Raw genomic sequence first — 12,541 nt, forward strand, 5'->3', positions numbered from 1 at the left:
GCACAGCGTATTCAGGAGCAGGACCAGCATGAGCCATATTATTCACCGCAGTCTACGCAACACGCCCGCCGTGGCGGTACGCGCCCAGGGGGCGTACATTTTCGATGCACAGGGAAAACAGTATCTGGATGCCTGCGGTGGCGCCGCCGTGTCCTGTTTAGGTCACGCACATCCTGACGTGCTGGCTGCGATGCATCGCCAGATCGATCAACTGGCCTATGCCCATACCAGTTTTTTTACCAGTGACACCGTTGAACAGCTTGCTGAACAGTTGACGCGTACGGCGCCAGGCAATCTTAACTATGCTTATTTCGTTTCGGGCGGTTCGGAAGCGGTCGAAACCGCGCTCAAGCTGGCGCGTCAGTATTTTGTTGAGATCGGCCAGCCGTCGCGCACCAAATTTATCGCCCGTAAACAGAGCTATCATGGCAATACCCTTGGGGCGCTCGCGGTGGGAGGCAACGAATGGCGCCGCCGCCAGTTTGCTCCCTTGTTGATCGACGTGATCCGCGTTTCGGCCTGCAATGAGTATCGCGACCGCCGCGCAGACGAAACCCAGCAGCAATACACCACGCGTCTGCTCAACGAGTTGGAGCAGGCCATTATTGAGGCCGGTCCCGACACCATTATTGGTTTCTGTGCAGAAACCGTGGTGGGGGCCACCACTGGCGCCACCCCGCCTACCCCGGGCTATCTTAAAGGTGTACGTAACCTGTGTGATAAATACGGCATCCTCTATATCGCGGATGAAGTCATGTGTGGCATGGGACGCACCGGCACATTGCATGCGTTTGAACAGGATGATGTGGTGCCGGATTTGGTGACCATCGCGAAGGGGCTGGGAGGCGGCTATCAGCCGATTGGCGCAGTATTAGCGAGCGAAAAGATTGTCTCAGCCCTGCAGGCCGGTAGCGGTCTGTTCCAGCACGGGCACACCTACATTTGTCACGCGACCGCCGCTTCCGCAGCCCTGGCAGTGCAGCAGGTGATTGCGCGCGATAATTTGCTGCAGGCGGTTAAGCAACAGGGGGCTTACCTGCACAACGCATTGCGTGAGGTACTGGGGGAATTACCGCACGTCGGTGATACGCGTGGACGCGGCTTGTTTGCCGGCGTTGAGCTGGTACGCGATAAAGCCAGCAAAACCCCCTTCGATCCTGCCCTGAAGCTGCATGCAGCAATCAAAGCAAACTGTATGTCACGTGGGCTGATGGTCTATCCAATGGGTGGAACAATTGACGGGCAATATGGCGACCATATCCTGATCGCGCCACCGTTTATTGTCACGCCTGACCAGCTCGACTTTGTGGTGGATACGCTGAACACCGTGATTCGCGAAGAGACGAGCAGATTATGATCAATCGTTTACCGCCGCTGGCGGAGCATGAGTGGGACGACCAACAGCGTACTTTGGCCGAAGAGATAATCAACGGGCCCCGCGGTGCGTTGCTGCCCCCTTTCGAGCCGCTGCTGCGCAGCCCAGAGCTGATGGCCCATGCACAACGCATGGGAGAATACCTGCGTTATCGCAGCGCGCTGGGACAGCGCCTGTCGGAACTGGCGATTTTGATGACCGCGCGGCACTGGTCGCAGCCTGTAGAGTGGGCGATTCATGCACCGATAGCGCGCGAAAAGGGTATTTCTGCTGCGGCGGTGCAGGCGATTAATGAAAAACGTCTTCCAGAGGATCTGCAGCCGGATGAATGGGTGGTTTATCACTTTTGTAAGGAGTTACATGAACAGCAGAAGGTCAGCGATACCACCTGGCAGCATGCTATCGCGCTGTGGGGCGAGAAAGGCGTGGTGGATCTGATCGGAATCAATGGTTATTACAGTTTTCTCTCAATGATTATGAACGGCGCACAGACGCCGGTACCCGACACCTGGGATGAGATTATTCCCGCATAAGTTTTCGCTTTAAATTTGGCGCATGAAAGTGCGCCCTGCATATCAACGTTTTATTTTCCCACCCCGCCGATGCATTTCGCCGGGTGACATTCATGCACGCTACTTCACTGACGCCGAGGGTTATTATGTCCGGATTATTGACTAAATTAAAAGTTACGTTAGCGCTGGTCGCTTGCTCCGCCAGTTTTGTGGCACAAGCGCAGGATAAATTAACGGTTGGCGTAGATACCGCATTTGTCCCCTTTGAATTTAAACAAGGCGATAAATACGTCGGCTTTGATATTGATTTGTGGGATGCCATCGCTAAAAAAATGAATGTCAGCTACGAATTACGCCCGATGGACTTCGGCGGGCTAATTCCGGGGTTGCAATCACGGAATCTGGATGTCGCCATGGCGGGCATTACGATAACCGACGCGCGTAAACAGGTCGTCGATTTCAGCGACGGTTATTATGATGCTGATTTATTAATGGCGGTTAAAAGCAGCGACAATACCATTACTAAATTCAGCGATTTAGCAGGAAAGAAAGTGGGATTAAAGCAGGGAACGGCGGCGGCCAGCTTTATGAAAAGCAAATATAAAGCGAATTATGTCGAATTCCCGAATATTGATAACGCCTATCTTGATTTGCAGGCAGGTAACCTTGACGCCGTGGTGCATGATTCCCCCAACGTGCTCTATTACGTAAAAACGGCAGGTGATGGAAAAGTGAAATCAACCGGTGAAACTGACAGCATTCTGCCGCAGCACTACGGCTTTGCGATGCAGAAAAACAGCAGTCTGACGCCGAAGATCAACGCAGCGCTGCAGGCGTTACGTACAGACGGAACTTACAGCAAGATTTACGTGAAGTGGTTTGCTAAACAGCCAAAATAATCCCGCAGGTCGGAGCGATCCGACCTCGTTGCATCTTAACGGGTAACATGATGAATTTCGACAGTAAATATATTTGGGAGTCCCTGCCGCTGTTGTTGCAAGGACTACAGCTGACGCTGGTTATTTCACTATCAGGTTTATTGGGTGGTTTTGTTATTGGCCTGCTGGCGGGAACCTGCCGGGCGCTTGGAGGGAAAATATCAAAGACAGTCTCGTTAGTCTTTGTCGAGTTAATCCGCGGAACGCCTATTATGGTGCAAGTGATGTTTATTTACTTCGCACTCCCCATGGTGCTACCGATTCATATCGACCCGGTAACCGCGGCCATTACGACCATTGTGATTAACTCGGGTGCCTATATTGCAGAAATCACCCGAGGGGCGATCCTCTCAATTAATAAAGGATTTAGAGAGGCCAGCCTGGCAATGGGATTATCCCAACGCAGCACGCTATGGCATGTCATTATGCCGCTGGCATTGCGCCGTATGATCCCGGCGTTAGGTAATCAGTGGATTATCAGTATTAAAGACACCTCGCTGTTTATTGTGATTGGTGTAGCGGAATTGACTCGTCAGGGGCAAGAAATTATTGCCGGTAATTTTCGCGCGCTGGAAGTCTGGACCGCCGTGGCAATGATCTACCTGCTGGTGACGCTGTGCCTGAGTTTCCTGCTGAAGCAACTGGAGAAAAGGATCCATATTTTATGAGCATGGTTGAGTTTAGCGCAGTGTCGAAAAATTTCGGCGCCACTCAGGTGCTGCACGACATCAATTTAAAAATTGACGCCGGCGAAGTGGTGGTGATCATCGGTCCTTCCGGATCGGGTAAGTCGACGCTGCTGCGCTGCATTAATAAGCTGGAGGAAATTTCCTCCGGCACGCTGCTGGTAGCGGGAATGCATCTTACCGATCCTCACGCTAACGAGTGTGATATCCGCCGTGAAGCCGGGATGGTGTTTCAGCAGTTCCATCTGTTTCCCCATCTGACGGCGCTGGAGAATGTGATGTTTGGTCCGGTTCGCGTACGCAAACAGAGCAAAGCCGCCGCGCGGGAACAGGCACTCGCGTTACTGGACCGCGTTGGCTTACGCGAACGCGCCAGCCACTACCCATCAGAGCTCTCTGGCGGTCAGCAGCAACGCGTGGCCATTGCCAGAGCCCTGGCGGTGAAACCGAAAATGATGCTGTTCGATGAGCCGACCTCAGCGCTGGACCCCGAATTACGGCATGAGGTACTGAAAGTCATGCGCTCGCTGGCCGAAGAAGGCATGACCATGGTGATTGTGACCCATGAAATCGGCTTCGCCCGCGATGTGGCATCGCGGCTAATCTTTATTGATGGCGGCACCATTGCCGAAGATGGTCCACCTGATATGCTGCTGAATAGCAGTCGCAATCCACGGCTGAAAGAATTTTTGCAACACGTATCCTGAACAGAAGTGAATGATAACACTATGAAAAAAATCGACATTCGTGGTTCCGCTTTTGCAGTAGGTCAGGCGCTTGGCGCGTTCGGCCGCGAAGCCTGGCATGCAAAACTGACGCAAACGGCGTTGTGGCAAACCGTTACCGCCATGAAAGACGCAGAACAGACCCGGAGCATGCGCTCGCTGGTTCAGTCTCAGTATCCCCTTATCTGGCAGGAACTGGAGGGATTAGCCGAGGGTCTGGAAGCACCGTTTGATGAGGTGTTTGCCTGGAACTGCCGCGGCGATCTGGTGCGCTCGACCTCTGACGGCTGTACCACGGTAGCGGGAAGCACCGCTGAGGGAGAGCTGATTATTGCGCATAATGAAGACGGTTTCCCACAGCTTCGGCATGACTGCGCCATCGTCAGCATTACCCCGGATGACGGCCTGGCGTTTACCAGTTTTGCCTACCCGGGGTCGATTTGCGGACATACCTTCGCCGTAAACGAAAAGGGCGTGGTGAACACGGTGAATAACATACGCGCTTTGCACCGTCCACGCGGCGTACCGCGTCAGGTATTAGCCCGCGCCGCGCTGAATGCCGCCACGCTGGATGAAGCCATCTCCATACTGACTACCGAGCCACGCGCCGGTGCATTTCACCATACGGTGGGACAAATGGGAGACAGCCGACTGTTTAGCGTGGAGGCTACGGGAACAGGCTGTTCCGTTATGCCGCTGCGGGAGGTTTTCGCCCATGCTAATCACCTTATCCACCCTCAGCTTGATGCGGTTGAGCAGGTGATCACTGACAGCTCCCGGTCACGCCAGCAGCGGCTAAACGCCTGGCTGGAGACGCAATCTCACCTCGATGGTGCGGCAGCACTGGGTATTCTTTCAGACCAGCATGATCCCGCGCTCCCGATTTATCGTCTCTCGCCACAGGACCCGGATGAAGAGAACACGCTGGCCACTGCCGTCTTTACACTGAGCACGTCGGACATAAAATGGCAGATATTCACTCACGATCGGCAAAAACCCGCTTTAGAGTCTTACTGAGTCGATTCCGCACCTAATGCGGCCTGCACCGCTGGACGGGCACTGATTTTTTCCCTGTACGCCAGCAACGCAGGCCAGGGGCTCAGCTCAATGGCGAAGAACCTGGCCCACCCCAGCACGGTGAAAAGATAGGCATCTGCCACGCTGAATGCCGATCCCGTCAGATAAGCGCTTGTGGAGAGCGTTTCCTGAAGAAAATCGAACCACCTGAACAGCTTCTCGCGAAAAATAGATTTGGCCTCTTCGGGCAGCTCGCGGTTAAAAAGAGGCGCCGATCCCGCGTGTATTTCGCTGGTGATAAAGTTTAGCCATTCCTGAAGCCGCACTCGCTCCCAGCCGTCTGCACGCGGTGCCAGCCCACTTTCTGGCTTGAGGTCTGCCAGGTACTGCAAAATGGCTGGCCCCTCGGTCAGGATTTTCCCGTCATCCAGCTCAAGCGCTGCGACATAACCTTTAGGGTTAATGGTCAGGAAGTCGCGCCCGTCAGCGGTAAGCTTGCTCCTGTTGTCCACTTTAACCAGTTCAAACTCAATCGCCAGTTCGCGAAGCACGATATGGGGTGAGAGTGAGCAGGTGTCCGGGGCGTAATAGAGTTTCATAATCTCTCCGTTAAAGCTGTTGAGTGGTGACGATTCAGTTTGAATACACTGTGCTTAAAACCAATCACCCTGTAAAATTAATGACTCATAAATTAGCTATTAGCTGAGCTACTGATACCCATGATGAATCTTTTACACTGGCGCTTGCTGGTTGCAGTAGCCGATGCCAGTAATATTTCGCGTGCCGCTGAAGAGGTAGGCATGACGCAGTCTGGTGCCAGCCAGGCGATCGCTCAGTTAGAGGCTTCATTAGGATTTGCTGTATTCACGCGAGAGCGGCGCCACATCGGCGTAACAGCCCTGGGCGAGCAGGTGGTCAAAGAGGCAAGGAGCATGCTGGCGCGACTGGACGCCATCCGCGTACTGGCGGATGAGAGCCGGGGGTTAAGTGGGGGGCGCATTCGTCTTGCCAGTTTCCCTTCAGTGACATCCACGTTTTTGCCCGGACTGCTGCGCGACTTTAAGCGCCTGCATCCTGAAATCGAGGTTATCGTACTCGAAGGGACGGACCAGGAGGTCGAAGAGTGGCTGGCGGCAGATACGGTTGATCTGGGCGTGGTCATGAACCCTGTTCCTGAGCGTGCTGAAGCGGTCTTAGGGCAGGATGCATGGGTCGCGGTGTTGCCAGCCAGCCACCGTCAGGCTCGTTATACACGTACGCGCGGCATCCCCCTTGAGGAACTGGCAGACCAGCCCTTCGTGCTCGCAACGGGCGGTTGTGCCGTCAATGGAAAAAGCCTGATGGAACAGGCTGGCTTGCAGCTGTCTGACGTGCGGGTGACCGTCCGCGACTGGATCAGCGCCTGCCTGCTGGTGCGCGAAGGCATGGGCGTCGCGCTGATACCTGAATCCGCCCTGCCGGATGAATTACGCGGCTTGTGCGTCGTGCCCGTAGCACCTTCGCTGTGCCGGGCGTTTGGACTGGTTTGTTCGCAGGCGGGCAAATCCTCCCGCGCGACGCAGGCGTTATTAGAAGGATTGCTCAAAATGAAAAGGTCTGCGTGAAGGAGTAACCGCGGTGCAAACTGTGCCCGGCGGCGCTGCGCTTGCGCGGGCCTACGATTCGTGTCGCGGATAGGTTGGTTGGCTGTTTTGTAGGCCGGGTAAGGCGTAGCCGCCACCCGGCAATGCCCTTCTGGAAGCCGCCTCGCAAACCTGCAAGCAACCTTATGTAATTCAGGGGGATCCCTTTCCTTCCCTTTTTCGCCGCCGTAAAGTGCCTGCGTTGCGGCACATCCGTAACCGGGCGTAGGAACCCGTTAGCATAACATGACGTTTTTTTAGACAAAGAGGATGCTAAATGGCGACTACTCCTGGATTTTCTTACGCGCTCTCTGAGGAAAGCGCAGTTCATCACCTCATCAACACTTCAATTTCCGATTCTGCGGATCTCTTCGAACTGGCCGATGCCTGTACTGCGTATGTCAGCGTGCTGGTGGAAACTGACGACGCAGTGACGTTTGCTACGCTCTGTAAGCGATTGCTGGCTGCGCTTAAGCGACTGCGGGAGTGCTGTGATGCCGAACTTCCTTCGTACCTGGTTGAACAGTTGATTGCGGGGGAAAAGATTACCTCCTGCGTACCGGACTGCTGGCAGGAGACGACGCTGCAGGTAGACTATGCCGTGGCGTTAACGCTGGCAGTGATGGGTGGGACATTGCCTGTGAGCGTGGCGAAAGATCTCACCGGGCTGCTGCATGATATGGTTTGGTTATTGGCGGAGTTTGTGAAGGAGCCGTATATCACGGCGCACTGAGGCGGGTGATGGGAGCCGGAATCTAGCTGGGTAGAAGCATGGTTCCGGCCTTACGCTAACGTTGAATGTCTGCTAAGAGCGAAAAGCGGACATCTTAAGTCGGTTGTTTTTATTTATACTATTACCTCTATGTAGCCATGTTATATGGCTACATTTATACAGCAGTAAGGATTAGTCTTTTCCTGGACCATAATTGAATTTTGTACCTTTACCAATGGCGTAAAACTGTCCGCCAGCTACGTAATGGACAGTACGTAATTCATCAGGCGCATCATCAAAAATCCAGTGCCCATTTCTGAAAACGCGGTCATCACTCCATGCTCCGACAATTTCCCCCATGAACAAGTTGTGCTGTTTTTGATTTTCTACATTAGGTATGACCTTACAGACTAGCCAGCCAGCGCAACCTTCAACTAAAGGAAGATCAAACTCTTTCTGATAAAATAGTGGAATTTTACTGTTTTTATCGGGTGTGTCAGAATAACTGTGGCCTCCAGCATATAAAACCATTTCCATCTGTTTTACTACTGGAATCTGGACAACGTAATATCCACTTTTTTCTACAAGTCCGCGAGTAAATGCTTGTGGACCTATAAAAGCCATCACTTTGTTATTACCTACTAACCCCACCCAGGCAGCTGCCATGACATTTTCAATGCCATCATTTTTAGCCGATATCATCGTCGTTGGCCCGACCTGCAATAAACGATAGGCTTTGTTTAACTCTACTGGTTGAATTGACATAATTTTCTCTTTTGAGTTCTGATAAAAAAGTAATACAGATTACTTATTTGATTGTTCGATTATATGACTGGAATAGTTGCAGATTAATTGCTATTATCAAAATACATTATTGCAATTTCCACAACAATCATGAACAAACTTGATGCTCTAAAGTTTTTTATCATCGCCTCTGAAACCCTGAACTTCCGCGAAGCAGCCATAAAGCTGTCGGTTTCACCATCAGTAGTAACCCGAACAGTCGCTGAGTTGGAGAAACAGCTTGGTGAACCTCTTTTCAAACGCAATACTCGGTCGATCTTTCTCACCAGTTTCGGTGAGTTATTTTTACCCCAAGCGAAGCGACTGCTGGAAGATTCTGAAAAGTTATTTCTGATGGCGAAAGATGATAATGAAATGAAAGGTATTGTTCGTATCACATTACTTCGATTTCCAAATCATGAGCAAATCTTGTATGAACTGTTGACTGCACTGCGTCCATATCCTGAGTTATTTATCGACTGGCGTTTAGATATGATGAAACTTGATACTATCGAGCATCGTATCGATATAGGCATACGCGTAGGGCGAGAGCCTAATCCAAACTTCATCATTAAAAATATCGGGCAAGTTGAACATATTTTGGTTGCATCCCCTGAACTCATTGCGCGCCTGGGAGCACCAACTGATTTAGAAGATCTTCGACAGCGTTATCCATTTAGTGGTTTAATTAATCCTGAAACGGGGAAGTCATTTGAGTTTATGAGTGACGCTGTGAATACTTTTGTCCCTCGTCATATTGAGTTTTATACTACAGACCCATACGCCGAAATTCAGGCTGCATTGGCCGGAAAAACGGTTGTACAATCCAGCGATTTTATCTGTAGGGAGTACTTAGCAAGCGGCCAACTTGTTCCCCCACTGCCAGAACTGCGACAGGAGAAATGGCAATTTTATTTATATCGACCTTATCAGCTGATTACTCCCAAAAGGGTCACGGTCGTTTTCTCGCTATTAGAAAAAATATTACGCAAATATTTCACATCTAAATAATACTTTCCTCAACGTCTGCTTCTGGCACAACACAGACATTCATACTCACATCTATCACCTTCCCTCCCTATCCCCCCACCGCCACGCTCGCCGACAGCCCCGCCACCAGCTCAACCCCCTCCGGCAACCTGTCGATATGAATGCGCACCGGTACGCGCTGCGCCAGCCGAACCCAGCTAAACGTCGGCTCGACGTCGGGCAGGCCCAGCCCGCCCGTCTCATCGTTGCTGTCCCCGATCCCATGTCCGATGCTCTCCACGTGCCCCGTGATGACAGGCTCGTATCCCATCAGCACCACCTGCGCGGCATCCCCGACGCGAATATGGCGCAGCTTGGTCTCCTCAAAGTACCCCACCACCCAGAAGCTGTGGGCATCGACGATGGCGACCTTTGTCTCCCCCGCCGTCGCGTAGTCTCCGGGCCGCAGCCGCAGGTGCGTGACGTACCCCGAGACCGGCGCACGGACGGTGGCGTGCGCCAGATTAAGCTCTGCCAGATCCAGCGCGGCCAGCGCGCCGTGATAATTGGCCGCCGCGACGTTCGCCGCGCTGCCGGTTTGCTGCAAATCCTCGCTCGAAATGGCGTTTTTAATCAGCGTGCGGCGATGGGCCGCATCCTGGCGCATCAGCATCTCATGGCGTTTCGACTCGACGTCCGCCTGCGCGCTGACCACCGCCAGCTTAAGCCAGCGCGGATCGATAGCGTAAAGCACATCGCCCCGGTTCACCCACTGATTGTCCCGCACGGCCACGCTGATGACCGGCCCGGAGACGTCCGGCGCAATCTGCACCACGTCCGCCCGCACGCGGCCGTCGCGGGTCCACGGCGTTTGTGCGTAGTGTTTCCACATCATAAATGCCAGAAGCGTAGCCCCCGCGACGACGCTCAGCGTCAGCGCATAGCGAGCCAGTAAAGAGAGAAGTGATTTCATGACAATAACCCCAACGCGGTCAGACCCTGCATCAGCAGGAAAAAGGTGACAATCCAGGTTGAAACATCCATCAGCGGGCGAAACGGCAAGCGCCGGTAGAGCCTGCTGAGAGAGAAAAGCGCGACGAGGCTCAGCGTGCATACCAGCGCCGCGAGGTCGACCGTCAGCAGCCCCGGAATAAAAACGCCGCCGATATTGAGATCGTTAACCATGGTCTGGCCCCCGTAATGCGCAGTGCAGATCCACCAGCCTGAAGACCAACTGGCGCGTATGTTCATCTGCCGCAGGCAGATGGCGTTCGATAAGGGTAACGATGCGTTCGCGTAAGGCGTGGCGGTCTGCGGCGTTTATCCGATGAAAAAGCGCGTCAACCTCCCTGCCGGGCGGTGCGTCACTGCGGCGTAAATGCATGACCGAAAGCCCCAGACGCAGCGCGTGTAGCAGCCGATCGAGCGCCTGCTCTGGTGCGCTCTCGCTGCGCTGCAGGCGCGGCAGCAACAGGGCGGTTCGGTCCATCATCAGGTTGATCCAGTACGTTTCATCAACCCGCAGCGTGCCCTTCACGCTGCGGCGAATGTCGCGCTGACACAGGTTCAGCAGACGCGTGATGGCACCATCCGCCTGCACGGTTTGCAGCAGGCTCATGCTGACGACGGCAAAGCCGGTGGCGGCAAAGAGCGCGATGGCGGTGTTGGCCGCAACGGCGAAATCTCCGCTGTAGTGCGCCCCCAGCTCGCAAAGAATGGGCAGCGTCAGGGTAATCCCCATCGCCATAAACGTGGTGGGCGGACGCGCCTGAAGCGACCCGGCCAGCAGATACGCCGGGGCAAGCACCGCCACCAGCACCGGAAAATCGCTCACCAGCGGCAGCAGCGCAAAGCTGTAGAACAGGCTAATGAGCACGCCCCAGAACGAGCCAATGATGTATTTCACGATGTGCGGTGCCGGGGTATCGAAGCTGCCAAACAGCGTGCAGCAGACCCCCAGGATAGACACCGCCGTGCCGCCATCCGGCCACGCTGAGAAGATCCAGACCAGACAGCCGCTCAGGATGATGGCGAAAGCCCCCAGCGCCGTGCGGGCCGCGGTAAGAGGATCGCGGTGGAAAACGTAGCCTTTCGCCGCGCGGGTTTGCATCTCCCCAAAGACGGGTTTGGCATGGAGGATGGCCCCGGAAAGACGTTCGCACTGCTGCAACAGCGCGATAGCCTCCGAGAGGTAGCGAATAAAACTGACCTGCAGCGCGTCGTCAAACGTCTGCGCCTGCGCGGCATACCGATCGATAAAAAGCGCACAGCGGAGCAGCAGCGCCTCTGCCGTGCTGCTGGCCCCCGCGCCTTCAGCGGCAAGCCAGGCCTGAACGTCCTCCAGCAATGCCTGCACGTCGGCGGGCAGGGCTCCGATCGCTGGCAGGCGATCGTGTAGTTCACAGTTGACGATAACCAGCCGCGCCAGCCGGTCGTGGATCGCTTTTCTGGCCTGCCGCACCGGGGCTGAAAGGGCAAAATCGTACGGAATATGGTGGCTTATTCCCTGCAGGAACTGCAGCGCGAGGGCCAGATGCAGCGGGCCGGAAGCCGCATCGGGTTTACCGGCTATGGTATCCGCCACCCGCCCGCGCGCGGCCTGTAGCGTCTGGGATAATTTCGCGTTGAACAGCCCTGATACGCGCGCGGGCAGCACGTAACGGTGAATCAGCGCCGCGCAGAAAATCCCAATCGAAATCTCCTGCACGCGGACGATGGCGACGTTAAAGATGCCGCCGGGATCGGACACTGCGGGAAAACCAATCAGGCTCGCGGTGTAGCCCGCCAGCACGAAGGCATAGGCTCGGGGCGTGCGTTCCAGCAGGGAGAGCCACAGGCAGAACGTTATCCAGCCTGTCAGCACCGCGCTGCACAGGACTGGCGTATTCGCGAAGGTGGGCACAATCAGAACGGTCGCGTTGGCCCCGACAACGGTACCTGCCAGCCGGTAGAGGCTTCGGCTCAGCGATGCCCCGACCGACGTCTGCGACACGATGTATACCGTAATAATGGCCCACGAGGGACGCTCAAGGCCTATCGACAGCGCGAGGTAATAAGCCAGCATCGCCGCGGCAAAACTCTTCGCAGAGTAGATCAGCGCGCCCGCATCGTTTCGCAGCGCGGCGGGGATGTGCACGGGATGAGAGAAAATGTTTTTCATGCCGGGATTATTACCGGCTTGCAGACCCGCTTAAATACTCTA

At 54.6% G+C, this 12,541-nt stretch carries 14 protein-coding genes; 9 read left to right on the top strand and 5 right to left on the bottom strand.

Annotated features, from left to right (window positions below):
* Positions 1-28: 28 nt before the first annotated feature.
* From NQ230_RS17625 to NQ230_RS17650, 6 genes are all read left to right on the top strand, one after another.
* The gene (locus tag NQ230_RS17625; protein WP_121425514.1) at positions 29-1,357 is read left to right on the top strand and encodes an aspartate aminotransferase family protein; all 1,329 of its coding nucleotides are present in this window, start codon (positions 29-31) and stop codon (positions 1,355-1,357) included.
* Complete coding sequence (locus NQ230_RS17630; RefSeq protein WP_183078932.1) at positions 1,354-1,908, top strand: carboxymuconolactone decarboxylase family protein; 555 nt, start codon at positions 1,354-1,356, stop codon at positions 1,906-1,908. The genes NQ230_RS17625 and NQ230_RS17630 overlap by 4 nt, the downstream gene beginning before the upstream one ends.
* A 125-nt stretch (positions 1,909-2,033) precedes the next feature.
* Complete coding sequence (glnH, locus tag NQ230_RS17635) at positions 2,034-2,786, top strand: glutamine ABC transporter substrate-binding protein GlnH (protein WP_121425515.1); 753 nt, start codon at positions 2,034-2,036, stop codon at positions 2,784-2,786.
* A gap of 50 nt (positions 2,787-2,836) precedes the next feature.
* Complete coding sequence (gene glnP / locus NQ230_RS17640) at positions 2,837-3,493, top strand: glutamine ABC transporter permease GlnP (RefSeq protein ID WP_116341329.1); 657 nt, start codon at positions 2,837-2,839, stop codon at positions 3,491-3,493.
* 2 nt (positions 3,494-3,495) lie between these two features.
* Positions 3,496-4,218, top strand: coding sequence for a glutamine ABC transporter ATP-binding protein GlnQ (gene glnQ, locus NQ230_RS17645; protein WP_126797013.1), 723 nt, complete (start codon positions 3,496-3,498; stop codon positions 4,216-4,218).
* Between the two features lie 21 nt (positions 4,219-4,239).
* A complete protein-coding gene (locus NQ230_RS17650) occupies positions 4,240-5,253 on the top strand; it encodes a C45 family autoproteolytic acyltransferase/hydrolase (protein WP_121425516.1) in 1,014 nt (337 codons plus the stop codon).
* Here NQ230_RS17650 and gstA read toward each other — a convergent pair.
* Complete coding sequence (gene gstA, locus NQ230_RS17655; RefSeq protein WP_213821202.1) at positions 5,247-5,852, bottom strand: glutathione transferase GstA; 606 nt, start codon at positions 5,850-5,852, stop codon at positions 5,247-5,249. The two genes, NQ230_RS17650 and gstA, sit on opposite strands and share 7 nt — an antisense overlap.
* 120 nt (positions 5,853-5,972) lie before the next feature.
* Here gstA and NQ230_RS17660 point away from each other — a divergent pair, with 120 nt between their 5' ends.
* Entirely contained in the window at positions 5,973-6,857 is an 885-nt protein-coding gene (locus NQ230_RS17660; protein WP_121425518.1) for a LysR family transcriptional regulator, read from the top strand.
* Positions 6,858-7,152: 295 nt separating this feature from the next.
* Positions 7,153-7,608: a hypothetical protein gene (locus tag NQ230_RS17665; RefSeq protein WP_121425519.1), complete on the top strand. Its 456-nt coding sequence runs from the start codon at positions 7,153-7,155 to the stop codon at positions 7,606-7,608.
* A gap of 171 nt (positions 7,609-7,779) precedes the next feature.
* Here the strand turns inward: NQ230_RS17665 and NQ230_RS17670 are convergent, their stop codons facing one another.
* Positions 7,780-8,352 (bottom strand): flavin reductase family protein, encoded by a 573-nt coding sequence (locus tag NQ230_RS17670; protein WP_121425520.1) that lies wholly within the window; start codon positions 8,350-8,352, stop codon positions 7,780-7,782.
* Positions 8,353-8,481: 129 nt separating this feature from the next.
* Between NQ230_RS17670 and NQ230_RS17675 the strand changes: the two genes are divergently transcribed.
* Positions 8,482-9,381: a LysR family transcriptional regulator gene (locus NQ230_RS17675; protein WP_159513610.1), complete on the top strand. Its 900-nt coding sequence runs from the start codon at positions 8,482-8,484 to the stop codon at positions 9,379-9,381.
* 67 nt (positions 9,382-9,448) lie between these two features.
* On the opposite strand, the gene NQ230_RS17680 is transcribed toward NQ230_RS17675, so the two are convergent.
* From NQ230_RS17680 to NQ230_RS17690, 3 genes are read right to left on the bottom strand one after another with little or no spacing between them, the layout of a single operon-like run.
* Positions 9,449-10,312 (bottom strand): efflux RND transporter periplasmic adaptor subunit, encoded by an 864-nt coding sequence (locus tag NQ230_RS17680; protein ID WP_257258454.1) that lies wholly within the window; start codon positions 10,310-10,312, stop codon positions 9,449-9,451.
* Positions 10,309-10,524, bottom strand: a complete 216-nt coding sequence (locus NQ230_RS17685; protein WP_257258456.1) for a DUF1656 domain-containing protein — start codon at positions 10,522-10,524, stop codon at positions 10,309-10,311. The genes NQ230_RS17680 and NQ230_RS17685 overlap by 4 nt, the downstream gene beginning before the upstream one ends.
* The gene (locus NQ230_RS17690) at positions 10,517-12,499 is read right to left on the bottom strand and encodes an FUSC family protein (RefSeq protein WP_257258458.1); all 1,983 of its coding nucleotides are present in this window, start codon (positions 12,497-12,499) and stop codon (positions 10,517-10,519) included. The genes NQ230_RS17685 and NQ230_RS17690 overlap by 8 nt, the downstream gene beginning before the upstream one ends.
* Positions 12,500-12,541: the final 42 nt, after the last annotated feature.

Origin of the sequence: Enterobacter asburiae (genome assembly GCF_024599655.1) — a bacterium.
In the GTDB taxonomy this organism is placed as follows: domain Bacteria; phylum Pseudomonadota; class Gammaproteobacteria; order Enterobacterales; family Enterobacteriaceae; genus Enterobacter; species Enterobacter asburiae_D.